We start from the raw sequence: 25,472 nt of genomic DNA, 5'->3' as shown, positions 1-25,472 counted from the left end.
ATCAAGTTCTGTTCACAAAAGCATCGGCGGCATCATTTTTTCCAGCTTTACCCGCCAGACGATAGGGAGAAACAAAGTTACTCTTCAAACCCCAAATCCCGCTGAAAAAATAATTATAAGTTTCCGGTCAATGAATCGGCTGATAACTCACATTAAGACGTTTAGCCAATCTCTCAAGTCGCTTATCCAATGTCCAAAGTCTTGCTCCTGGCGTTATTAAGGTTGACGCCAGCAACGTAATATCAATAAAACCACATCCAAGCCCGTACAGTTTTTCGTTTTCAATAAGCGCCATCACTTCGGCAATACTGGCCTGATGGCTCGGTGGTAAGAGACCTAGATCACCAAGTGTTCGCAGTCTTGGAGCCGGAGGGGTGCCACATGCTATCTCTGCCAATACCATTGGATGTATCAGAACCAGATTCTGGCTCAGCAACTGAATCAACCCGTCATTCCGGTTTTTGAAATGGTCAACCCAGACGGATGTATCAACCAAAATAGTCATTATGCGGATGGCTCCTCGCGGCGGCGGGGTATCGTCTGCATTTCAGGCGATGTACCGCCGAGCGAAGCGAGCCGCTTTGCAGCCTGCACCTGAACAAATGTTTTCATTGCTTCCCGGAAAATATCAGCTTTGTCCATGCTAGGATCGGCCATTTCCAGCGCCTGTGCATACAGCACATCATCAATCGTGACAGTAGTTCGCATTTGATTACCTCATTGATTCAGATATTGATGCGATATTGCATCAATATCTGAATCAATGCAAGAGTATAAAATCTATGGTCACCCTCGTTTTTGCAACACTCATTTTGATGAATTTTAGGCTTGCTTAAATCTATCCGGCGTCACTATAGGCAAGGATGCCCGCGCCCCTCGGAATATATACCCGTCATTTTTCAAGTTGCCTCTTTGTTGGCTGTACTCACTCACCCCGGTCACATCGTTCTCTATGCTCCCGGGGATTCGTTCCCTTGCCGTCGCGATGCATCTTGAAATCCATTGGGTATACACTGATGATTAAGTATTCTATGAGTTTGGTATCGGCGAAATCACTTTGGCTATGTAAGGGATATTATTCGGTATGCAGAAATAGCTCATCGTATTTAATTCAAGGGTCTGGTCAATATAATTATTTTATTTAAAGTCCCATCACATAGAATTTATGAAAGATTATTCTTTTAGATCACCTATTTTTATCTGTGTTCTTGCATGATTAGAGAAGACTTCAATTTGATTTTTTAGGATAAATAATCACAATTTTTTCTCCTGTTGGATCTTTAAATTATGATGCAGGTCATAAAATACAATATTTCATGATTCACATACTCTTAAATAAATATAAACTAAAAATGAGCAGCAATTGTCGCCAATATAAAATAGCGGGACAAAATAATGGAGAATGGCGTAAACCTAGTCTATGAAGATATAACGGAAGAGAATTATATCTTAATAAATAATTTTTATAAGCGTGATATAGGTAGCTTGGATTATTTTATTTGGAAAAACATGAAAGAAAGGGAATATAATCTTTCTAGTGAGATAAAAGCATTTCTGTATAAAAGAAACGATATATACTTGTCAATTGTTATAACAAGAAAGTGTGAATTTAGTCTTAAACATAGACGAGTATCCATTAATATGCTCAGCGATTTTGGCATAGATGAAAGTGTAAAATCACGAAATTTGATAATAGAAAGTGTCAAACAAACACATCGTAATGATGTAGATGCGACGGTTTGTTACTCAGATGAAAGAAAAATCAAATGCTATGCAAAGATTTTCGAAAAATACATATGTAGCAGAGTGGGTGTTTTTGATTTTACAGAAATAGCAGTAGAAGGATGTACTAAAATCGATGTAGACCTAAGTGATTTTAATGAAGTAGATAATATTAATAAAATCAATTTTTTCGGTAGGGAAGTAAATAACGCTTGGATCGCTTACTCAAAACAGTGTCCTCGCTACAGGGATATTAAGCTGTTAACGGTTGGGAAAGAATTAGCGATATTAGGTTTTGATGATGCGAAGGTGGAAGTGATAGGTTTATCCAATACCGCTCCCGGTACAATTATATCTGTGATTGATTCTTGTCTTGCTATTAGGCAAAAATGCAGAATAATCTTGCCAAATCCTATTTATTCTGAACTACAAAGTGGGTTGAATAAACATAGCATTATAAATAAATTTAGCATGATGATTGCCTGGCATACAGAAGAAGATTTTAATTTGTGTCATGAAAATATATTTATCAGTAGAATCGACAAACGATAAAGGAGTTTAAAATGGGATGTATTTTTTGTCACCCAGAATCTTCCTTTGAAAAGGATAAAATACTTTTACAAGGAAAATATTTCTATGCCTTTGTACCCAAAGGCCAGATAATTGAGGGCTATATAATTATTGCCACCAATAAATGTGAGACTGATTCAGGGGGATACCGGTGCTTTGCAGAAATATACGATGAAGAAGCAATAAAAGAACTAAAACAGTTTAAGAATATAATAAATGATTTTTATCGCGAATATTACAATATAAGCAATCCTCTTTGCTATGAAAATGGACGGGCCGGTGGTTGTATCATCATGGACCCGAATCAAAAGTATTGTTATCATGCACACTTATGTTGTTTCCCTACCGAGATTGATCTTCATAATAAATTAAAGAATCAATTTAAAATGCATACCATAGATTCATTGGATGAACTTAAGATGTTCGGTGAGGCTGGCCCCTATATTTACGTTGAAGATAGTGGTAATAAATATGTTTTTACGATAGGTGAATCAGATTTCATTGAGAGAGGAATGATCAGAACAGTATTGGCAAATAGTTTAAATGTGCCGGAAAGATCGGATTGGAGAGATAGTGAAGGAATAAAGGAGATGGATGAGGCTGCTAAAAAATTCAAATTATATATTAGTCACCATATGGAGATTGCATAATGTTATATGCAGATGTAGCTTCTACTTCATGGCCAAAATCACAAGAAGTGAAAGACATGATAAATATGTATCTAGACACTCTTGGGGTAACGCCAGGGCGATCTTTATCGCAACAATCTAAAAAGGTGACTGAGCTCGTTGAAGAGTGCCGACATGAATTCATTGAGCAAACAAAATTAAATGGTCATGGGACAGTAATTTTTAACTCAGGAGCAACGTATTCACTCAACGAATGTATAAAAGGTACACTTAAGCCGGGTGATAATGTCATTACGACCCATTTAGAACATAATTCGGTACTTAGACCGATAAACCACTTAAAAGATATTGGGGTAAGTAGTCAATTGATCGATGTGACAGATGGTGAAATTGATATGTCGCATTTGGAGTTTTTATTAAAGAATAAGAAAACTAAGTTATTGGTGGTTCATAGTTGCTCCAATACTATTGGTACATTTTGTAATATAGATGAGATAGGAAAACTGGCACATTTATACGGTGCGATGCTTTTAGTTGATGGCTCACAATCTTTTGGCTCACAAGAAATTGATTTATCGAAAGGCAATATTGATTACCTTGTTTTTAGCGGGCATAAAAGCTTAGGAGGAGTATCAGGTATTGGCGGGTACTTTATTCTTGATAATGGATTTTCTCATAGTGAATTAATTCAGGGTGGGACAGGTGTATTATCAAGATTAACAACACAACCAACTGGAATACCATACAAATATGAATCAGGAACACAAAACACTATTGGCATACTTTCATTGCTGGCGTCCATAAGGCGTTTAAAAAAAATTGGGATAGAGAATATTCAAAATCAATTACAAACTCTGCGTATAAATCTGATAGATGAGCTATCACAATTAAAGAAGATCAAATTAATCTGTAAACATAAAGTCGGGTTACCAACAATTCTTTTTACAGTAGAAGGTTATCATCCCGGAGAAGTCTCTTATATACTAGAAGACAAATACAATATTATTACTCGTCCAGGGTTACAATGTGCACCGTTAGCTCATAAAAAATTTGGTACTTATCCTGATGGCGCTGTTCGGGTTAGCCTTGATATGTCGCATACAATGGAAGATATTTTGAAAATAAAATCTGCTTTAGTGAAAATTACTGAGGAAAATTATAAAGATAATACTGATAATTAATGAGAATAGTTCAGGAAATTTGGGAGATTTAGTAATAAGCTGAGCTGTGAGTAAACATTTATAGTTCATGATTTTAATGTTAAAAAAAACAATAAATTACCGTTAATAAATGGTTTGGCGATCACTAGGGAAATTAATTTTATATTTATTTAAAAAGAATGAAAATATATCATTAATTACCATTGGTAAATAATATAATAATGAAGTTTGATAAATATATTATTATATAAGGAAGTGATATGTGTTTAATTAATAATAAGCATATGAGAATATAGATGAATATATATAACAAGAATGAGAGTTATTTAATTGATTTAATTAATGGTAAGTTGAATTATATACATATTAATAGAGACGGAGATTTTAATAATACAAACATAGACTGGAAAGATACTTTAATTCTATCTGGTTCTTTCAATCCACTTCATAAAGGCCATGAAAAATTAAAAGAAATCGCTACAGCGATGACTAAAAGAAAGCCATATTATGAACTGTCAATCAAGAATGCGGTAAAACTGACAATTTCAACCGATGAGATTTTTGAGAGGATAAGACAATTTAAGGGGAAAAGTGATATAGTTTTAAGTGATGCTAAATTTTTTACTGAAAAATCGCATATTTATCAGGGGGCAATTTTTGTCATTGGAGCTGATTTATGCCAAGAAATTAATAATCCTATTTATTATGAAGGTGAGGAAGGATTAAAAAAATCTCTTATGACAATTAAGAGTAATGATTGTAGATTTCTGGTGGCCGGACGTTTTTTTAAAAATAAATATCATACCGTTGATGATTTGATGAATATTAGCAAGGAATATCGATTCTTATTTGAATCTATTCCTGAAGATTTATTTCGCTTAGATATATCATCAACGGAAATAAGGTTAATGAACAAAGGATAGGAGATAGATCATGAGTAAAGAAAATAACAAAGAGCTGCTGGGTAGCAAACTTAATTTAAATTCAACATATTTAACCAAAGAGATTCAGAGAAGATTAAAGCAAGCTTCATTTATATTTAATCCTGGTCATAGCAATTTAAATTGCCAGTTAAATAGTTCACAAATTAAATTATTTTCTGAAATATGTGCGTTCTTGGAGCGGGATAGTAATTTAGATATTCTTGCTTCTTGCATACACGATCTATGGTGCGCAAAATATTTAGTCGATAATAAAACGGCTATGCAAGACTCAGTAACAAAACTCGAAATTGAGTACAACTTGCAAGTTAATTTTTTAAAACCTTATCAAGCATTCACTGAAAAAGAGAAAAAATTTGAGAAAAGGTTAATAATAAGTGACCTGAGTATTATATCAGAAGTAATAAAAAATCTTTATTTATACGATGATAATATTATATCTGATGATTTTAATTATGAGACATTACTTTCTACAAACGATACTATTTTTTCTGATTTAATGACAATATTAGGCCACAGTGACAGCATAATAGAAGTTGCAGCAAAAAGAATTCATGCTAGCTGGTTTGATATAATGAAAGAGTTTTATGCCCATGATGAAAGAGTTCAATTCCAAGAAAAGCCAAATATTGACGCCTCAGATTTTATAAAAAATAGGGATGGGATACGCATTGATCTCGCCGCTATTTATATTGTGCTCATGGAGATAAAATATAACAGCCTTTATATGGAAATTTAAAATGATACATCTATTTTTTTCACCGCATTTAGATGATGTGGCTTTAAGTGCTGGCGGTTTAATACATAAATTAGTTTTAGAAAATCAAAAGGTGGTTGTTTTAACATTTTTTACTGGATATGACGAAAATCTTACATCTCATTACTTACACTCTGCTGGTAATGATAATATGAATTCATTTATAAAATTTTATTCAAAGCGAGTTAATGAGGATATCGCTTTTTGCAATAAACTATCAGCGATTCCAATACATGGTAAAATTTTAGATTGTATTTACAGAACCGATCAATATAGTGAACCTATGTATACAAATTCCGCCATGATTTATAGTGGCTTGATACATAAATCAGATTATGCATCCGATATGGCTCAAGATCTCATCGACAAAACATTGTTAAATTATCAACCTGATTATATATATGCTCCTTTGGGAATAGGTCAACATGTAGACCACATCATAATAAATAATCTTGTAAATAATATAAGAGGTTCACATAAATTTAAAATATTACTTTATGAAGATTTCCCCTATGTTTTAGGTGAATACCCTATTGTTAACCCAGATAGTTTGGAGAATGCTTTATTAAGAAATAACAAATTTGATAAGCACGCTATATTGGTAGATATTAATTTAAAAGAAAAAATGCAAAATATCTTATTTTATGAATCTCAATTAGAACCTCTGTTTGGTAACAAATCAAATATTTTAATTTCATTGGAAAAATATCATCACTCTATTAATAAAGAAAAAATCCAAGAGCGTTTTTGGTTAATTAATTAAAAGGTTCACAATGAAAAGAGTATTTATAATATATCATGATCTTTTTTTGAATGGATATGGTGGGGTAGAAACGGTATGTTCAAATTTAATAAATCTAATTGGCTGTGCCAACATTGAAATTGATTTCATTTTCGTATCTCTAAATGATAAAAACAGAATTGAAAATCGGGCGTGGTTATCTAATGCTCAACATATCTCCTTAGCGTCAAGTAATTACGAATCTCGCCAGGATATTGTGTGCGAACTGTCCTTGATGTTAGAAAAATTTCGCCCAGAAATTCTAATAAGCTTAGATATAACATCTTGCAATATTGCTAAACTTTCCGGTGAAAAAATTAATTTCCCAGTAAAAACTTACTCTTGGCTGCATACTTCCATTAGAAATCCTACCCCACAGAAAATTAAAGATTTATGCTGTGTCGATGAGCACCTTGTCATCAGTTCTGGTTTAAGAGATCAAATGTTATCCTTTGGGGTAAAAGCGGATAAGCTTCATCTTATTTTCAATCCTATCAAGATGAACTCCTTGATAATTCCTCAACCAAAACATACAGCTAGATTCTTATATGTTGGAAGAATTCTTGCTTACCAGTCAAAAAATCTAACTGAACTATTTTTAGCTCTTTCACAGTTACATGGTGATTGGGAGTTACATATGATAGGTTCTGGTGATGATGAAAGTTATTTAAAAGAATTATCTTCACAGTTTAATATAAATAACAATATTATTTGGCACGGTTGGAAAGAACAACCGTGGAAATTTGTTGTAAATAATATAAAAGAAGTGTCAGCTTTTATTTTAACATCAAAATATGAAGGTTTTGGCATGGTATTAGCGGAAGCTATATCTTATGGCATTTATTGTATAAGTTCAGATTGTGAGTGTGGCCCGAATGATATCGTCAATGATTTAAACGGTGAACTTTATAAATCAGGCCGTATTTTTGAGTTGTCTAAAAAATTACAACTCATTATTGATGAACGTAAAATAAGAGATCATCAAGCAATAAAAAATTCTATTGCCTTTCTTTACGAAGATAATTTCCTGTTAAGAATCACTAAAGCTTTATCTCTCTAGCCATAAATATTGCCGCCCAGAAAATGTAATGAAAGTGAAACCTGATGCCCTCCTCATTCGGAGAGCATTTGTTTTGCGGTGGTTTACCCTTTGTTTTTGATGCTGTTGATAAACGTTTCTCGTGCCGTTGAAGATCCAAGACGTTCCGCTTCATCCAGCAATTTTAGCGCCTTATCAATGTTGCCGTTATTAATTTCCTTTTTAATTGCATCACTGAAATAACGTTCTGTATCGCTCAAGACCGGTTTGACTTTTTGCGGCATAGATGAGGTTACGGTGGCTTGTGTTGGCCCGATAATGATCGGTTCTTGTGCTGGAGTTGAGAAAACTTGACCAATCGTGATGTTGCCGGCGTTTTGTTCTGATTTTACTTTCAGCTTCAACGTACCTGTTTGCGTATGGCGGGCAACGGGATCTGGAATAGCGGGAACGGCATTACCGACGCCTTGAGCGTAAGCTTTGGCGGGATCAACCATTTGTGTGGATTGCTGCAAATCGGTGCGAGTGGTGTAGACCAGTATATAAATTTGTTGTTGCCCCAGTGCTGGCGTTAGCTTTAATGTGCCTTCCAGCCGGTCGGTGGACATAACCCCGGGACGTTCATATGGAAAGTAGCTGCTTGGATAAAATGCGGCAGGGCGTAACCCTTGATCCAGTACTAAAACATTGGGTACGTAAACTTGTTTATCTTGTACCAAGCTGCTCAGGGTAATATCCAGAGAGCCTCGGTTTGCCGGCAGCGCGAATGCTGCTATCGGCCCCTGAATATCTCCCTCATTAAGATGTTGGGATGTGGCATTGAGGATAATGGTCTGAGTATCACTGGTATTAATCGGTTGCCAGCTCAGTTTTTGCAATGCTGTTGCTGAGAGGGAAGGTGCAACAATAGCCTGTGTCGTGGTTGTTTGAGTTGTTGTAGTGATAGATGTTGCATAGCTTATCAGAGGCGCCGTGCTACAAAGTACAGCACTAAGGCAACATGAGAGTAGTTTAGTTTTCATTTCTTACCTTTCCCTTGTTCGGTTGAAAAGAAAGAGACTGATACCCACGGGCAAAAGGCATATCAGTCTATACTCGTTATCTTTCAAGTTGCCTGTTTGTTGGCGGCACTCGCTCACCCCGGTCACATAGTTCTCTATGCTCCCGGGGATTCGCTCCCTTGCCGTCGCGACGCATCTTGAAATCCATAGAGTCTAAAAGGCGTTAATAATTACAAATAATTTGATGGATCTGAGATTAAGTCGTTATAACCGCATTACCACCAAGCTTCGAATTGCGCCCCAAAGGTGAATTCATCATCGTCGCCACGGCTGAATTTATGCGTTGCTGTATCACGGTAGGCCATGCCATTAATGTAACCGTCGTTGTTGTTTGCATGACCCCATTTTTCATCCCATTTTGCATAGGTGGCGAACAGGCGAATAGCCGGACGGGACCAAATGCTGTCACCTGCCTGCCATTGTTGGGCCAGAGTGATTTTGTACTGATCATTGGTGTCATGAGTACGTTGGGATTTGACGTTATCATAACCAATATCCAGTAGGGTGCTCATCGTTGGCGTCCACTTGTACATTGGACGTACCCCAACCGTGTACCATGTGTTGCCATTGTTGTTATCACGGTCAGTGTCTTGATACATCGCGACGTACATCAGATCCCATTTTTCTGCGAGATTAATCGCGCCATGATTCAGAATACGTAACATGTAACCGTCATTGTTTACGCTAGCGCCTTCAGAATGACCACTGTTGTAGGAGGTCATAGAATCGGTGGCGTACTGTACGACAAATTTGTTAAAGCCTCCTAACATGCTCTGTGTATGCTCAGCAGTAAACATGAAGCCATCTTTGGAAGCATTACGGTCAAGGTGGTAATGCTCTCGCGCATTGGCTCGCCCATAGTCAAAACCAAGTTCCAGACTACCGCCTGGGTTAACTTCCAAACCGGATAGACGTATATCGTAGACATCATTGGAGGTGGGAATTTCTTTGCGCTGGCTAGCAATCCAGCCATAAGAACCGCCAGATTCGGTATTGCGGGTAACAGCCAGAGAGAGCTTGCTAAAGCCGAGATCGATATCTTGCAGGCCAGCGCCCGGACCAGAGATATCCCAATAATAGAAGTCGATCATATGCACGTCATGGCGCTGGTAGAAGCGTTTACCTGCCCACAGTGTTGAACCCGGTAACCAATCGATGACGTTCTTCGCTTGAACATTGACTTCACGGAACGCGGGATCGGTGGATTCCCAGTCATTTTGTTGCGCCACGGAATAAGCCACGTTGGTATCGAAGTAGAAACTCTTATTACCGTCTTTCCATAACTCTTGACCTAACTTAAGTTCAGCATAGGTTTCACATTCATTACCTAAACGGTATTTGCTCTGTGCGCCGGTGCTTTTGAAACACTGTTGCTCACCGCCGCTGCCGGTCCAACCAATACCAGAACGGGCGTAGCCGTGGAATTCTACGGCTGACGCCTGAGTAGACAGTAATCCGGCCATAATGGTTAGTGAGATAGGTAATATACGCATTGATTTCATCAGTTGTTCTCCTGTCGTTTTTTGATTAGCTCAGGCTCAAACACCGGGTTCTTGATGCAGACGCTGACATGCTGTTCCGTCTTCCCGGAATAAATGGCAGCGGTGGGGAGGTAATCCGATGGTGAAGGTCGATCCTTCTTCTACCAGCACAACATCAGGCTGGCGATAAACCAGATTCTGATGAATGGCCGGGATTTCAATGTGAACCTGGGTTTCATTTCCTAACTGTTCGACAACCTGCACTATGCCTTCCAGCGTGACATCAGCAATATCACTTGGCAGGAGGTGTTCAGGACGTATCCCCAGAGAGACATTACTGCCTACTTTTACACCCTTGCTTTCTACGGGCAGCCAGATTTGCTGTCGGTTGGGCAGAGTAATCTGTACCTGATCAATAGCGGTAGCCGTGACTTTAACTGGCAGGAAATTCATTTTGGGTGAGCCAATAAAGCTGGCGACAAAGCGATTGACCGGGTAATGGTAAAGTTCAAGAGGTTTGCCGATCTGGGCAACATCTCCACCATCCAGTACCACGATTCTGTCGGCCAGCGTCATCGCTTCAACCTGATCGTGGGTGACATAAATCATCGTGCGTTGCAATCGTTTGTGCAGACGCGAGATTTCAATGCGCATTTGGACCCGCAGCGCGGCGTCCAGATTGGAAAGAGGTTCATCTAACAGAAAAACACTGGGTTCAGCGACCAGAGTGCGGCCAATAGCAACACGTTGACGTTGCCCGCCTGATAGGGCTTTAGGGCGGCGATCAAGCAGGTGAGCGAGTTGAAGCATCTCGGCAATTTGCTTTACCCGTTGCTGAATATCACTTTTTTTGGCGCCAGCCAGCTTCATGCCGAATGACATATTGCCTGCGACAGACAGGTGGGGATACAGTGCATAAGACTGAAAAACCATTCCAACGCCGCGTTTGGCAGGTGGCACATCGTTCATTCGGATGTTATTGATCAGCAAATCACCGGAAGTCACATCTTCCAGACCTGCAATCATTCTTAGTATTGTCGATTTCCCACAACCTGATGGACCGACAAAAACAATAAATTCGCCTTCTTGTATCTCAAGGTTGATGCTCTTGGAAATAATAGTTTCACCATAAGCCTTCGATACATTATGTAGTGTGACGCTTGACATGTGCTCCCCCGGACTTATCACCGCAATTCGCGGTGAAAAATAATAAACCAGAGTGTGTTTAAGATGACGGGTGAGTAAATCCTCCATACCCAAGTTTTTTATGGGGGAGGAATCAGGAGGATGAGATAAGCGTTACTGAGCTGGTGAGGTACGGGCTAATGGATAATTTGTGATAATTCTCGCAAAAAGAGATGCCCCTTTTTGTGGTCAACGGCACGGTTCTGTTGTTTTTGGAATAGAGATCACAGCCATTCCGGGCAGGGCGTAGAGTAGGGGAGGATGAGTCTTTCCATTGTTGATCGCACACTAGGCCAGCATTCTCCGCCAATGTAACAAAACAGTTCACCCTGAACCTATTCAAACTACTATAAGGACGGAATGATGATAAAAACAACCTTAAAAGTAGGCGCTCGTACCCTGGCGCTTTCTGTTTTAGCCTCACTGGCGCTTTCTGCTTCTGCTTTCGCAAAAATTGAAGAAGGTAAGCTAGTTATCTGGATCAACGGCGATAAAGGCTATAATGGCCTGGCGCAAGTTGGTAAGAAATTTGAACAAGATACGGGTGTCAATGTTACGGTTGAGCATCCAAACAAGTTTGAAGAGAAGTATCCACAAGTTGCAGCAGCCGGTGATGGGCCGGATATTATTTTCTGGGCGCATGACCGCTTTGGCGGCTACGCCCAGTCTGGTTTGGTGGCGGAAATCACGCCGGATCAGAACTTCAAGGACAAGTTATTTCCATTTACTTGGGATGCGGTGCGCTACGACGGTAAACTGGTCGGTTATCCTATCGCCGTTGAAGCTCTCTCTCTTATCTATAATAAAGACTTGGTGAAGACCCCGCCAAAAACTTGGGAAGAGATCCCGGCTCTGGATAAAGAACTAAAGAGCAAAGGCAAAAGCGCCATTATGTTTAATCTGCAAGAGCCTTATTTCACCTGGCCGTTGATTGCCGCGGACGGAGGGTATGCTTTCAAGTTGGAAAATGGCGCATACGATGTGAAAAATGCCGGCGTGAATAATGCAGGTTCCAAGGCAGGGCTGAATTTCATTATCGATTTGGTGAAAAATAAGCATCTGAACGCAGATGCTGACTATTCCATCGCCGAAGCCGCGTTCAACAAAGGTGAAACGGCGATGACCATCAACGGTCCGTGGACGTGGTCCAACATCGACAAAAATAACATAAATTACGGCGTGGCGTTGTTGCCAACCTTTAAAGGTCATCCGTCTAAACCGTTTGTCGGCGTACTGACGGCAGGTATTAATGCCGCCAGCCCGAATAAAGAGCTAGCGAAGGAGTTTCTGGAAAACTATTTGCTGACCAACGAAGGTCTTGAGATGGTGAATAAGGATAAACCGTTGGGCGCTGTGGCGCTGAAATCCTATCAGGATATTCTAGCCAAGGACCCGCGTATTGCTGCCACGATGGAAAATGCTCAAAGAGGCGAAATCATGCCGAATGTCTCACAAATGAGCAGTTTTTGGTATGCCATGCGCAGCGCTGTGGTTAATGCGTTGACCGGCCGTCAGACCGTTGAGGCTGCGCTCAGTGATGCAGAAGCCCGTATAACCAAGTGACCTGTGGGCGCTCTTCTCCCGAGAAGGGTGTCTCTTTCCTGCAACCAGTAAGGATGCCTGTTTGCAGGAAGATTGATTAAGCTATCCGCAAAGCTGTTACGTCGTAGTAAAAAGGAAGAGCATTATGTCAGCGACGCTCGAAAAAACATCATGGTGGCAGCATTCTGCTCTGAAATGGTTTGCAGTGAGCCTGTGTATACTCTTTACCGGTTATCTGGTGGTATTGATGTACTCACAGGGAGAGTATCTATTCGCAATACTGACACTGGTATTGTTAGGAATAGGGATTTACGTTTTTGCCAACCGCAATACTTATGCCTGGCGCTATGTCTATCCGGGTATAGCCGGAATGGGATTGTTTGTACTGTTTCCGCTTATTTGCACCATTGCCATCGCCTTTACCAACTATAGCAGTACCAATCAACTGACTTTTGAACGTGCACAATCGGTCCTGATGAGCCGTCAGTATCAATCAGGGCAAACATTTACTTTTAAGCTCTACCCAAAATCGGACTTGTGGGTTTTGGCGCTGAGCGCACCGGGCCAGACTAAACAACTGGTGTCCGAGCCATTTTCTCTGTCAGTAACAAAAGAGACGGCTTTACATTTGCACGAGCAGGACAACATTGAGAACGGTGAAGCCGCGACATTGCGCATTATCACCCAGAATCGACAGGCGTTGAACCAGTTGGTTGCTGTTCTACCGGATGGTAGCTGGTTGAGAATGAGTTCACTACGTCAATTCGCTGGCGTGAATCCTCTATACTCTCTTGGGGAAGATGGTAAGACCCTTACCGACAATCAAACAGGTACGCTTTATCGTCCCAATATTGATACCGGTTTCTATCAGTCGATTAATGCTGAGGGGAAATGGGGCAATGAGACTCTGACGCCGGGATTTACTGTTGCCATCGGGTGGAAAAATTTTCTGCGGGTGATACAGGATGAAGGTATTCAGAAACCGTTCCTTGCTATTTTCGTTTGGACGGTTGTCTTTTCTCTGTTCACTGTGGTGCTGACTGTAGCTGTTGGCATGGTTCTGGCTTGCATTGTGCAGTGGGAAGCGCTGAAAGGCCGTGGTGTTTATCGCATGCTGCTGATTCTGCCTTATGCAGTGCCATCGTTTATTTCCATTTTGATTTTTAAAGGATTATTTAATCAGAGTTTCGGCGAGATCAATCTGTTGCTTAACGGTCTGTTTGGTATTAAACCTGCTTGGTTTGCCGATCCGACGATGGCCCGAACCATGCTGATTATAGTGAATACCTGGCTTGGGTATCCCTACATGATGATCCTCTGCATGGGATTGTTAAAAGCAATACCAGACGATTTGTATGAAGCGTCGGCAATGGATGGGGCGGGGCCGTTGCAGAATTTTTTCAAGATTACCTTCCCATTGCTGATTAAACCGCTGACGCCGCTGATGATCGCCAGTTTTGCCTTTAACTTTAACAACTTTGTTCTGATTCAGTTGCTAACTCTTGGCAGGCCGGATCGCATTGGCACCACGACACCGGCAGGCTATACCGATTTATTGGTGAACTATACTTACCGTATTGCTTTCGATGGTGGTAGTGGTCAGGATTTTGGTTTGGCTGCGGCGGTTGCCACCGTGATCTTTTTGCTGGTGGGTGCGCTGGCGATTATTAACCTGAAAGCTACCCGTATTAAATTTGACTAAGGAGGGAATGCAATGGCGATGGTTCGACCCAAATCACAGAAATGGCGTGTATTGGCGACGCATTTGTTGATGTTAACCTTTATTGCCATGATCGTATTCCCGCTGTTGATGGTGATTACTATCTCCCTGCGGCCGGGGAACTTTGCGACAGGGAGTTTGATCCCGGAAAGTATCTCCTGGGAGCATTGGAAATTAGCGCTTGGCTACAGTGTGGTGTCACCGGATGGTCATGTTACACCACCCCCTTTCCCCGTTATGTTATGGCTCTGGAACTCTGTTAAGGTCGCCTTTATTACCGCCGTAGGTATCGTTACATTATCGACTACCTGTGCTTATGCCTTTGCCCGTATGCGTTTTCGCGGTAAAAGTGCCTTACTGAAAGGCATGCTTATTTTTCAGATGTTCCCGGCAGTCCTATTCTTGGTGGCGCTATATGCCCTGTTTGATCGTTTGGGGGAATATGTGCCGTTTATCGGCCTTAATACCCACGGCGGCGTGATTTTTTCCTACCTGGGGGGCATTGCGTTGCATGTCTGGACGATTAAAGGTTATTTCGAAACCATTGATGGCTCTTTGGAAGAGGCGGCCGCGCTTGATGGCGCGACGCCGTGGCAAGCTTTCCGCATGGTGCTGCTGCCGCTTTCGGTACCGATTCTGGCAGTGGTATTCATTCTTTCCTTCATTGGTGTCATTACGGAAGTGCCGGTTGCCTCGCTGCTGCTGCGAGATGTGAACAATTACACTTTGGCGGTGGGCATGCAACAGTACCTTAACCCACAGAACTATCTTTGGGGCGATTTTGCCGCCGCCGCGGTGCTTTCCGCACTTCCTATTACCATCGTCTTCTTGGTTGCTCAGCGCTGGCTGGTCAATGGTTTGACCGCCGGGGGAGTAAAAGGTTAATCGCAATATTCACCAGTATATACAAAGAGGCAACTTGAAAGAGGACGGGTATAAATCCCTTTAATAGATTGAGATTAAAGGGATTCATGGAAGTATCAATTATTGTTGATGGTGAACTTGACGATTTAATTGCCATGACAGGAGATCGGTAAATACCTGCCAACGTTGGAACTGTTTGGTTTGGTCTGCTGTCATTGGTTGGGGGTCACCGAGTAACAATCCCGTTTGCTGTGCCCACGGTCGAAATTCACCTTTGCCTATCATGACATACGCCCCTTGCGGTGTAATAGTGACTTCTGGGTTGTATCCTTGACACCAGATAGGGTCCAGATGTTCAGCCAGCAAATTACAGCCGGTACGGTAGTAAGCCGTATCTGACAAACTTAAATGGTAGAGGGTTGGCCAGATATCTTTATGACTGCCGACTCTGGTAGCATCAAAAAACGTGTTTTGGCGATAAGCGGGTGGTACGTAGAGATAAAACGGTACACCGTGGCCGATTGCCAGTTCGTGAGCATCTGGATAGCTGATACCCCGAATATTATGGTCACCGGTTGCTGCAATAATAGTATGAGAAGCTAATGACTGAGATTTTACCCAACTAATAAATTGCCCTAATTGATCATTGGCGTAACGTAGGGTATGAAAAACCTCTTGTAATTCATTACCACTAGCCAAATGACTTAAACGTTGTTTCTCGGTATCACTCAGCTTGATGTCGGTTTTCTGATAGCCTTCCGGTGATCTATATGGTGGGTGATGGGTAGTAGACAATGACATAATCAGAACATGTTCCCCATGCTTTTCTGCCTGAGTCAGACGATCTTCGATATAACGGAACATGAACTCATCAGGCACACCCCAAGTATCAAATTTGGCTTCTGGATAGCGTTTTTTCAGTCCATTCTGATCAATAAATTCACTGACTCCCAGGTTTGGCAGGAACTGATTCAAATTACGCCATGCTCCATTACCCGATGTGACGAAGATGATTTTGTAACCATTCGCCAGATAGGGTTTAAACATATTGCTGGTGAAATCAATACTCTGCGCTGTGGATTGGCTAATTGCGCTGTTCGGGCTGCGAATCAAGAAGCGGCTCAAACTGTCAATGGTGCCATCTCCTTCGGAGACGAAACGTTCAAAACGCCAGTCGTTTTGCCAGTGCTGGCGTAGAGTACCAAAAATATCAAGGTCTGGGCGATCCAGGCTTTGTAGGTGATAGCCCATACTTTCCATGACGTTAAATATGACGTGAGGTGGATTTTTTTGAGCAGTGGGATTATCGGCAGTTTTAGCCATAAACGGTGACAGATTTGCGGGGGTTGGTTTCTCTAGGAAATGTTTTAACAACCAGCTACCTTGTGCGTCTGTTGCTTCTGGGAAGTGGCTATTTTTGTAATGATCATTAAATGCCCAGTTCAACGCCATTGGACCATTAGGTGTCAGCATATTAAGCATTTTGACTTCTGAAACCTGTGTATTGGCCTGACGTAGTGGAAAGGTACCTATGGAGCCACGCATGCCAACGAAGCAAACAGTCAAAATAACCAGCGTTGCGATAGCAGAAATGGGCAGACTGGTTTTGCGCTCTGTGCGTGAAATAAGGTAACGTTGCCAGAGCAGACAGGACCAGAAAACAGCGATTGAGAACAGCGCTAAACAGAGCAAACTTTCGATAACGGGATAGTCATTCCATAGGGTGTGCAGCACGGCTTGAGTATCATCTTCCACTAAGCCGAAGATGAAAATATCGAATGACCGTTCATAAGTGGCATAGTAGTAAACATTACTTACCGTCAAAGCGCCGACCACGGTATTGAGTGTGGTTGCCAACCACGGATAGGCGTGTTGCCATATGTTGAAGCTGTTTTTATTAATGGCAAATAAGCTAGCAATCAGCAGACAAGGCACAAACAGCAAACTGGCAATACGAATATCAAACAGCCCGCCGATCCAGAACATTCGTTCCACGTCTTGAGTAGAGTCAGTAAAAAGTTGATAACTGCCATAAGTGAAGAGGAGATAAATTCTTCCCGCCATTTGCGTTACTACCGTTAGCAGCCAGGGAAGTAACAGCGCGATAAAAGCTTGTTTAAATCTGGAGAACCACATAATGCCTTCTTATTGTAATAGATTGATAAGGTTAATTTAATATTTATCAGGTCAAGATCCTATCTTATTCAGCAATTTACTGCCTATCCCATTAGGTTATTTTATTTGCTGTTTTTTGCAGTAGAGTAGTCATTGGTCAGATGACAGATGACAGATAGAAGAGGTTGAAGAATGTTCAGGCTGCAAATCATCTTTATCTAGAAAAGGCACTCTAGCCGACATAAGGCAGAAGAGGAATGTCGATATTGACGGCGATTTTTATTCATTCCCTATTATTGATCGCGATTAATTAGCCATTTTGTGTGATATTTGTCACGTTTTTTTATGTTCGTATGATAAATATCGTGATCTTGTGGTCATAACATTGAGAGAGCGAAACTCTCTGTTATTTGTCTCCACTCCATCCTACTCAGTTGGACGCGGTCTATTGTTCTCGCTAACGCCACGTATTAAATGATGGCGATTTTACGCTGTCATTTTTTTACTGCGGAACAGGCCGGAAGCGGCATGTCATGACGTGTTTAATAGCCTCTGGCGTTATCCCCGTTTTAGGATCATGGTTCAATTGTGTAAGGTTTCAAATATGGATGGATTAGTTTTCACCTGCCGAATTGGCGCACTATCCCAGACAACTTTTCAGGTATCGCAATTTACCTTGCAGGAAGAGCTATCACAGCTTTATAGCCTGACATTAAAGGTGGCGAGTTCACGTGACGATATTCCCCTGAATGACCAACTGGGTCGCCGTGCATCCTTGACTATTACCCGTAATGGCGTGGCCGAACGGACCATTAACGGTTTGATAGCCGGTGCTGAACAGGGTAATACCGACGGCCGCCGCACTTTTTATATTTTCACTATCCGCCCCGAAATGTGGCTGATGACGCTGAATCAGGACAGCCGTATTTTCCATTGGCAGTCCGTACCGGAAATCTTAACGAAATTGCTGAAAGAGCACGGTATTCTCTTTGTCCGCGATACGCTCTATAAACACTATACCGAACGGGAATACACCACGCAAAAACGCGAATCGGCCTATGATTTTTGGTGCCGGCTGGCGGCGGAAGAAGGCATGGTCTTCTGGTTTGAGGAAAAACAGATGTTGTTCTGTGATTGCCATCTGGGCATGCAGGCAGATATCCAGCTTACGTACAATACTCACCCTGAAACCGATGAGACCGATACCACGGCGTACCAGTGGAGTTATGGCGAATACCTGTGCCCGAATGGCACGGTTCAGAAAGACCATAACTTTCTGAACCCCAAATATGCGCTCGAGCATCAGAAGCAAGCCGACGACGATAGCGGGTACGATTCGGTGTTTGAAAGTTACGGGCGTTTCCAGCGGGATGCGGAAGGAGAATCTTTCACCCAACTGCGGCTGGAGCAGTTACAAAACTACAGCAAAGTCGGCACCGCCAAAACTAACTGCATCCGGCTTCGGCCGGGCAAAATTTTTACCCTGCAATCCCATCCCATAGCAACCATGAACGCCCGTTGGCAGGTGATCTCGGTCACGCATCATGGATGGCAACCTGTCGCGTCAGGCGACGGGGGCGAAGGGACAACCCTGACAAACGAGGTCGCCTTTATTCCCGGTCATCAGGACTGGCGGCCGCCTTATCGCTACAAACCTCTGGCGGACGGTGATGAAGTCGCCACGGTGGTCGGAGTGGGAAGCGAAGAGATTTATGTGAACGAACACGGCGCGATACGGATTCATTTCCACTGGAACCGTTACGATAAAGCGGATGACGGCGCTTCTTGCTGGGTACGGGTGGCACAGGGCTGGAACGGCAACGGTTTCGGTTTTATGGCGATCCCTCGCGTCGGGCAGGAAGTGATAGTCAGCTATCTCAACGGCGATATCGATCGCCCGATTGTGACGGGGTGTACCTATAACGGCCTCAACCACCCGCCGCTTAATTTACCGCTGGAGAAAACCCGTACCACCTTTAAAACCCGGACTCACCGGGGACAGGGATTTAATGAACTGCGCTTTGAGGATGCCAAAGGAAGCGAGGAAGTGTTTATTCATGCTCAACGGGATATGAAAACGCAGATCCTCTGGGATAAAACCGCGCAGATAGGTAATGACCAGAAAACAGAAGTGGCGCATAACCGCACGGCGATAATTAAAAACGATGATGATGAAGCCGTGCAGGGCTTCCAGACGCTTGAAGTGGGTCAAAATCAGACGGTGACGATTAAAGGTCAGCAAGCCGTTTCCATTGGTAAAAGTCATCAACTGAACGTCGCCGATAACCAGCAAATTACCGTGGGTAAACATATCACGGCGCACTCTGAAAGCGGGCAAATCATCATTGGGAACGCAGGCGGGCAGATAGTTATTGACCCAATGGGCAATATCCGTATTGAAGGCGTCAGCATCACGATGACCGACCATATCACCGGCAAGAAATCCGCCGGTGCGCTGTTTGACTACTCCGCCCGCTATACCCTGCTCAGCGAGCAAAGCGATAAGCCGTTGGTGGATGTCCCCTACACCATTACCACTGGCGATGGCCAGGTCATCCCGGGTAAAACTGACGCGCTGGGCAGAACGATGACCGTACAGAGTGCGGCAGAAGAAAATCTGCAACTGAGTTCACCAGAAAACCCACCTAAACCGAAGCAAACCTTATATCAGGTCAGTGATAACACACCGGTAGAGCATGTTATGGAATTTACGGAGGAATAAGTATGGCAATATCCAACAACGGCAAGATGTGCCCGGCTGTCACATCAATCACCTGTACGATGGAAATAGGCGTCTTTCCTGCTGATGAAGATCCCTGTTATCTGGCGAGAAAAGCCGAATACGCTCTGCGCCTGCCGGCAATGATTATTACCAAACTGGGGGCTATCCGCTTTCTTAATCAAGTCATTATGAGTGGGTTGATTAAGGTTGAGGAACTTAAGCATGACTTCCTGTGGCCCTATAAAGCGGAAGTGGTGTTTGCTATCCGAGGAGAGCAAGATGTCCCTCTGCCCATGCTGGCGACTAGCCAAGACTCTAAACAGCGTTATGGTGGTAATTTGCCGCAGTCCAGTAATCCGTTTGCCCGGCCTTCTGCCGAAGATGCAGAGAAATTTGGGGTTGTTGGTATCCGTCGGCCCGATATTATTCTGGTTAAAGATGAGGCTCTTCGCTGGCCGGGCAGAAATGCCACCTATTTCGATGGTTCTGTGCACCCTGATAATCTAAAGATGTTGATTGAGGTGAAATTTCCGGGAGATGATCTCTCTGACGATCAAGAAAGAGATTATATCCAGATTGCGACAGAAAAACGTTTTGGTGTAATGCGCGTCATAGATAATCGCACTGAGGAGCAAAAACAGTATGATGAAGTGTGGCGAAAACATTACCAACCCGGCTCCCAACACTATAAAAACCCCATCCCATTGGCCCCGTTGCCACCGGGTTCGCCGCCTGATGATGAAGCTTTACCCACCCCTCCCGTAGAGGGTGTACCGGGGACCATTCCGCAACCCCTGACAAAAAATCCACCGCTTCTCAGCACTTCCCGTTGGTCTTTCTTACCCAGCTATGAAGACTGGGTTGTCCTCGGGCAGGAGGTGGCGGGTCTGGCTGAAAATGGGTTGAATTATGTCCGCGATAGTACCCGGGAGCTCCTTGCCCAGTTTGGTACCTGGTTCAATCAAGCCGGCAAGTGGGTGTGTGAAGAGATTATTGATCCGGTCACTCATCAAGTCAGCTATGCGTTTTCCTGGGTTAATGAACAAACGGGGAAAATCGTGACCTGGACGGAGAGTGAGATAAAAGCCCGGTGGCAGATTGTGCAACAAGGCTCAGATATCACCCTGGAAGAGCTAAAAAACATTAGCTGGATGCAGATATTAAAAGAGGTGGGTGAAGGCATGCTGGAAATGGTGGTGATTATTGCTGGTGTTGCCGTTGTTGTCCTGGTCACTCTTGCTGTCGCTGCCGCCCTGATTGCGTTGGTGGAAATTTTAGCCGCGGCTGCTGCGGTAAGCGCCGCTGCGTTAGCCGCCGTCCTGGCAATACTGGCGAGTGTGACATTCGCCACCGCTTCATAATTAACGGAGAGAATATGGATACTTCAGATTACTTTACCCAGTTGAGATCACAACTGGCCGCGTTTACCTTCCTCAATGGCGATGGGCTGACCGTTTCTCGTCTGGGCCTCTCGATTACTCTGTTTTTTAAACAGGGTTACACCCTAGAGAAAAAGCAACGCATTCTGGCCTGCTACCGGCGCTTTCGCGAAGAATTTGGCCCTCACCTGCGTTTTCATCGTCATTCATTGAATGGATTAAAAAAATATTCACCGGAAAATATTACCAAAGTGGAAGAAGGCATTCTGAATCAGAAAAAAAACCAGCTTTCTAGTTGGGTAGTCAGTGACGCCAAAAATCTCTATGAAGCCCCTCGCTATCTGATGCGTTATCTGGATTCCCGAGAAATTGATGGTGACGATGGCAGCTCTTACCTAAGCCTGACACTGCCTTGGGATTATCTGAAAGAACAAGAGGGCATGACCCAGTTTATGGCCTGGCTGGACTTTCTGTGTGAACAACTCGAACCGGACAGTGGGGACTGTGGCTACAGCCTAGTCATCCCCAGAGATTACCATGACTACTTTCCCTTAGAGTACCAGCTAGCGCAACGTTATCCCTCCCTGCAAGTCAATTCTGCGGTTCATACTGCGGTATTACAGTATGGGCATTCTATCCGTGGCATTAACTGGATCACCTTACTGTCCAAACGCTTTGTAAACCGACTGGGTGGGGAATTCTGGATACGTCATGTGCTGGCCCGCCACCTCTACCCGGATGTGGTGATTACGCCTTACTCCAATGGTCTGATGATCCGGGCCGGTCAATACCCGGACTTAACGCCGCTACCGGGCAGTGTCCCGGAAAGTTATTTTGCTATTAACCAACTGATACGTCCGATACGGGTGATACCTCGTGAAGGCCATTCATTGCACTTCTATGGTGAAGGTCATTTTAATTCAACTTCCACCCTAGCCTGGTATGCCCGTTATGACCGTGGGCCGCTGCAAGTGACCCCTTTGAGAGGTAACCATCCGGCACTGGTCAGCGGGATCTGGCAAACCGATAGCCTGCCGGGTCAGCAGTACTTCTTTGCTCAGGGGGCGACGGCTTTTGATGTTGAAGGCGCAGAGACGGGCACAACCGTATGGCATCTGATACGGGAAGCGGCAAATATGTGGGAATAACAAATTATCCACCGCTTCATAATTAACGGAGAGAATATGGATACTTCAGATTACTTTGCCCAGTTGAAATCACAACTGACCGCGTTTACCTTCCTCAATGGCGATGGGCTAACCGTTTCTCGTCTTGGGATTTCTATCACCCTGTTTTTTAAACAGGGTTACATCCTAGAGAAAAAGCAACGCATTCTGGCCTGTTATCACCGTTTTCGCGAAGAATTTGGTACCCACCTGCGTTTTCATCGTCATTCACTGAAGGGATTAAAAAAATATTCACCGGAAAATATTACCAAAGTGGAAGAAGGCATTCTTAATCAGAAAAAAAACCAACCCTCTAGTTGGGTAGTCAGTGACGCAAAAAATCTCTATGAAGCCCCTCGCTATCTGATGCGGGATCTGGCAAACCGATAGCCTGCCGGGTCGGCAGTACTTCTTTGCTCAGGGGGCGATGGCTTTTGATGTTGAAGGTGCAGAGACGGGCACAACTGTATGGCATTTAATACGAGAAACGGAAAATATAACGGAGTAAATCATGCGAAGTGTAGTGGAAGGAAAAAAAGTTATCCTGAAAGGTGATACCACAACAACCGGAGGCGATGTTTTAAATGGTTCCGATTTGGTAAACCAACAACTATCGGTTGCCTGTAAAGGTGACCCGGTGTTTTGTCCCGCCTGTAAACAAACCGGCGCTATTGCGGAAGGTTCTAACTTGTTCAATATACAAGGAATACCTGCCGCGCTTGAGGGACACTTGGTTAATTGTGGTTGCCCGACCGGAGCTTGTCGATTAAAGGTACGGTCATAAATATCAAATTCCAAAGCCCTTAATTGAAATCCCCATAAAACCAGAGCAGGTTTTAAACTGTGATTAAAAGTTATTTTTTTAACGTATGATTTTAATCGGTATCTGGTTTTAATCGTTTTTTATCTTTTGGATATCAGCTTTTTGCTAAATTTAAACATTATGATATATCGTGGTTTTACGTTTAAACGAACGTTAATCATATCCGATTTATTTTGACTGACACTGTTTTACCTACATTGTTTTACAAATATTGTTTTACTGGCAATTCTGCGAGTTTTTATAAATCAATCACCTTTTGTTTTTTCTTTATAAATTACTGATAAATGGATTAATAGTATAAAAATGCCGTTAATGTTTTTTAGGATAGCTACTTTTTAGCATTTAAATCCTGCTAAATTAATCGCTTTGTTTTTTCTTTATCGCATTTTTTATTGATTTTTTCGTAAAACGATGGTGAGAAAACATTTGAGCGTTAATCTATTCTATTAATGTTATTTTACGTGATTATTTCTTTTCAACTCTCGGTTAATGGTTAGTGAATTTCGACTAAATGTAATTAATCACGTTACTGAAAATTTTGATTCGTTGTGTTAAATCAGTTTGTTGAGTGAAATATTTAATCTCTATCTGTTTGTGTTTTTAAATAGTCATGGTTGGTTAGGTAAATATACAGTAAGTGAGGGGTAGTATTGCTGATATACCCGTTATCTTTCAAGTTGCCTCTTTGTTGGCTGCGCTCGCTCACCCCGGTCACATAGTTTGCTATGCTCCCGGGGATTCACTCCCTTGCCGTCGCGATGCATCTTGAAATCCATAGGGTATAAATGTTTAAACATAGCAAGGAATAGGTTGTTTTCAGTCACCCTATACCTTTTAAAAAACTGGCATTAATGAGGTGCTTATTTTCTTAATCCTTATCTGGTTAATCACCGGTAAAAGGGAAATGTAAGTAAAAAAATAATATTAAAAACATGATATGCTTGAGCTGTGGTTTCATTCTTACAGGCTGTTTTTTTAATTGGAAATCTGCTTAATAAATGATTTTTAATGATTAACTGTGGTAGGTTTAATGGCTTTTACATTTTCTGAGTCGTATTTAATGCCCTTATTTTCATTAAACTGATATTTAGGTTTTGTTCGTTTCTCCATTTTCTGTATTTGATTTTTTAGGTTTAAAACTAGTGAAGGTAGCAGATTAGCTAGTGGTATTAGGGTTAACGCTAGTTTCTTTAATCATTTTTAATGCTGCTAAACATTTTTGCTTTTTTGGGTTAACCTAAAATGCCTCTCGGTTTTCTACAATTATAGCCTCTGATTTTCGTAAACTTATTGCAGTCAGGCAGAATCTTTTATTTAAGAAAATTGGTTTAATGTGGTTAAATAACGTTTCATAATTCTGCTACACATAGTCCTACTTAACCCATCGTTATATATTAGAGTTGAGAGTGGTATAAGACGTAGCACTATTTTGGAGTCTTATTTAATACGGTTAAATGCTTTGATAAGATATATTCTTATTATTGGGTTAACACTGTCATTTTTTCCACCTTGTTTAATCGATTTAAAACCTGTTTTTTCTGATGCTTTCTCCTCTAATGTCAGTATGGTATCGGATTTTTTACCCGTTTTAAAAAATCCTTAATCACTACTTTTTTACTTTTGATGATTAAAGTTTTTACCTGTTTTTTCGTGGTTAGCCTAGCCTCTTTTCCAGCTTTTAAAACCATACTGACAGACAAAAAGCGGTTTTTCTTAACACCTGTGTTTATCATTGGTGAAAACTCAGTAAGTAATGTGAAGGATGGTTTATGGATTTAAACCATCCTTTAAACTGGACAGGATAACACCTGTGCA

At 42.1% G+C, this 25,472-nt stretch carries 21 protein-coding genes and 1 pseudogene; 15 read left to right on the top strand and 7 right to left on the bottom strand.

From position 1 onward, the window contains the following. Window positions 1-127 precede the first annotated feature (127 nt). On the bottom strand, window positions 128-505 hold the full coding sequence (locus TI10_RS22805) for a type II toxin-antitoxin system VapC family toxin (RefSeq protein WP_049585749.1): 378 nt from the start codon (window positions 503-505) through the stop codon (window positions 128-130). Beyond that, window positions 505-708: a type II toxin-antitoxin system VapB family antitoxin gene (locus TI10_RS22800; protein ID WP_049585747.1), complete on the bottom strand. Its 204-nt coding sequence runs from the start codon at window positions 706-708 to the stop codon at window positions 505-507. The genes TI10_RS22805 and TI10_RS22800 overlap by 1 nt, the downstream gene beginning before the upstream one ends. A gap of 687 nt (window positions 709-1,395) precedes the next feature. Between TI10_RS22800 and TI10_RS22795 the strand changes: the two genes are divergently transcribed. From TI10_RS22795 to waaB, 7 genes are all read left to right on the top strand, one after another. Further along, window positions 1,396-2,274, top strand: a complete 879-nt coding sequence (locus TI10_RS22795; RefSeq protein WP_049585745.1) for a hypothetical protein — start codon at window positions 1,396-1,398, stop codon at window positions 2,272-2,274. Between the two features lie 11 nt (window positions 2,275-2,285). After that, window positions 2,286-2,942, top strand: coding sequence for a hypothetical protein (locus TI10_RS22790; protein ID WP_049585743.1), 657 nt, complete (start codon window positions 2,286-2,288; stop codon window positions 2,940-2,942). After that, window positions 2,942-4,102: an aminotransferase class V-fold PLP-dependent enzyme gene (locus TI10_RS22785; RefSeq protein WP_049585737.1), complete on the top strand. Its 1,161-nt coding sequence runs from the start codon at window positions 2,942-2,944 to the stop codon at window positions 4,100-4,102. The genes TI10_RS22790 and TI10_RS22785 overlap by 1 nt, the downstream gene beginning before the upstream one ends. A 275-nt stretch (window positions 4,103-4,377) precedes the next feature. Next, window positions 4,378-5,004, top strand: a complete 627-nt coding sequence (locus tag TI10_RS22780; RefSeq protein WP_049585735.1) for a nucleotidyl transferase family protein — start codon at window positions 4,378-4,380, stop codon at window positions 5,002-5,004. A 10-nt stretch (window positions 5,005-5,014) separates the two neighbouring features. After that, on the top strand, window positions 5,015-5,761 hold the full coding sequence (locus tag TI10_RS22775; protein WP_049585733.1) for a hypothetical protein: 747 nt from the start codon (window positions 5,015-5,017) through the stop codon (window positions 5,759-5,761). Window position 5,762: 1 nt separating this feature from the next. Continuing rightward, entirely contained in the window at window positions 5,763-6,542 is a 780-nt protein-coding gene (locus tag TI10_RS22770) for a PIG-L family deacetylase (RefSeq protein ID WP_049585732.1), read from the top strand. Between the two features lie 10 nt (window positions 6,543-6,552). Continuing rightward, window positions 6,553-7,620, top strand: coding sequence for a lipopolysaccharide 1,6-galactosyltransferase (gene waaB / locus TI10_RS22765; RefSeq protein WP_049585729.1), 1,068 nt, complete (start codon window positions 6,553-6,555; stop codon window positions 7,618-7,620). An 83-nt stretch (window positions 7,621-7,703) separates the two neighbouring features. Here waaB and malM read toward each other — a convergent pair whose 3' ends face one another. The 3 genes from malM to malK form a co-directional block, all read right to left on the bottom strand. Next, on the bottom strand, window positions 7,704-8,621 hold the full coding sequence (malM, locus tag TI10_RS22760) for a maltose operon protein MalM (protein ID WP_049585727.1): 918 nt from the start codon (window positions 8,619-8,621) through the stop codon (window positions 7,704-7,706). Between the two features lie 254 nt (window positions 8,622-8,875). After that, window positions 8,876-10,162 carry a maltoporin gene (locus tag TI10_RS22755; RefSeq protein ID WP_049585725.1) on the bottom strand — a complete coding sequence of 429 codons (1,287 nt, stop codon included), beginning with the start codon at window positions 10,160-10,162 and terminating at the stop codon, window positions 8,876-8,878. Between the two features lie 36 nt (window positions 10,163-10,198). Then, on the bottom strand, window positions 10,199-11,308 hold the full coding sequence (gene malK, locus TI10_RS22750) for a maltose/maltodextrin ABC transporter ATP-binding protein MalK (protein ID WP_049585724.1): 1,110 nt from the start codon (window positions 11,306-11,308) through the stop codon (window positions 10,199-10,201). A 381-nt stretch (window positions 11,309-11,689) separates the two neighbouring features. Here malK and malE point away from each other — a divergent pair, with 381 nt between their 5' ends. The 3 genes from malE (at window position 11,690) to malG (ending at window position 15,473) form a co-directional block, all read left to right on the top strand. After that, window positions 11,690-12,889, top strand: coding sequence for a maltose/maltodextrin ABC transporter substrate-binding protein MalE (malE, locus tag TI10_RS22745; RefSeq protein WP_049585723.1), 1,200 nt, complete (start codon window positions 11,690-11,692; stop codon window positions 12,887-12,889). 124 nt (window positions 12,890-13,013) lie between these two features. Further along, complete coding sequence (gene malF / locus TI10_RS22740; protein WP_049585721.1) at window positions 13,014-14,570, top strand: maltose ABC transporter permease MalF; 1,557 nt, start codon at window positions 13,014-13,016, stop codon at window positions 14,568-14,570. A gap of 12 nt (window positions 14,571-14,582) precedes the next feature. Further along, a complete protein-coding gene (gene malG, locus TI10_RS22735) occupies window positions 14,583-15,473 on the top strand; it encodes a maltose ABC transporter permease MalG (protein WP_049585719.1) in 891 nt (296 codons plus the stop codon). A gap of 99 nt (window positions 15,474-15,572) precedes the next feature. Here the strand turns inward: malG and TI10_RS22730 are convergent, their stop codons facing one another. After that, window positions 15,573-17,588, bottom strand: a complete 2,016-nt coding sequence (locus TI10_RS22730; protein WP_049585718.1) for an LTA synthase family protein — start codon at window positions 17,586-17,588, stop codon at window positions 15,573-15,575. Window positions 17,589-18,171: 583 nt separating this feature from the next. On the opposite strand from TI10_RS22730, the gene tssI reads away from it, so the two are divergent. The 5 genes and pseudogenes from tssI to TI10_RS22705 all read left to right on the top strand — a co-directional run bounded on the left by tssI (window position 18,172) and on the right by TI10_RS22705 (window position 23,618). After that, window positions 18,172-20,289, top strand: coding sequence for a type VI secretion system tip protein TssI/VgrG (gene tssI, locus TI10_RS22725; RefSeq protein ID WP_049585716.1), 2,118 nt, complete (start codon window positions 18,172-18,174; stop codon window positions 20,287-20,289). Between the two features lie 2 nt (window positions 20,290-20,291). Beyond that, complete coding sequence (locus tag TI10_RS22720; RefSeq protein WP_049585714.1) at window positions 20,292-21,650, top strand: VRR-NUC domain-containing protein; 1,359 nt, start codon at window positions 20,292-20,294, stop codon at window positions 21,648-21,650. 14 nt (window positions 21,651-21,664) lie between these two features. After that, window positions 21,665-22,816: a DUF3396 domain-containing protein gene (locus tag TI10_RS22715; protein WP_049585712.1), complete on the top strand. Its 1,152-nt coding sequence runs from the start codon at window positions 21,665-21,667 to the stop codon at window positions 22,814-22,816. Between the two features lie 36 nt (window positions 22,817-22,852). Then, window positions 22,853-23,221, top strand: a pseudogene (locus TI10_RS22710) (type VI immunity family protein); the annotation flags it as partial. A 124-nt stretch (window positions 23,222-23,345) separates the two neighbouring features. Next, the gene (locus TI10_RS22705; protein ID WP_049585710.1) at window positions 23,346-23,618 is read left to right on the top strand and encodes a PAAR domain-containing protein; all 273 of its coding nucleotides are present in this window, start codon (window positions 23,346-23,348) and stop codon (window positions 23,616-23,618) included. A 1,598-nt stretch (window positions 23,619-25,216) separates the two neighbouring features. On the opposite strand, the gene TI10_RS25325 is transcribed toward TI10_RS22705, so the two are convergent. Beyond that, a complete protein-coding gene (locus TI10_RS25325) occupies window positions 25,217-25,390 on the bottom strand; it encodes a hypothetical protein (protein ID WP_155416502.1) in 174 nt (57 codons plus the stop codon). Window positions 25,391-25,472: the final 82 nt, after the last annotated feature.

Origin of the sequence: Photorhabdus luminescens subsp. luminescens (genome assembly GCF_001083805.1) — a bacterium.
Taxonomy (GTDB): Bacteria; Pseudomonadota; Gammaproteobacteria; order Enterobacterales; family Enterobacteriaceae; genus Photorhabdus; species Photorhabdus luminescens.
The sequence above is the reverse complement of the archived record's forward strand: the minus strand, read 5'-3'. Positions and strand labels throughout refer to the sequence as shown.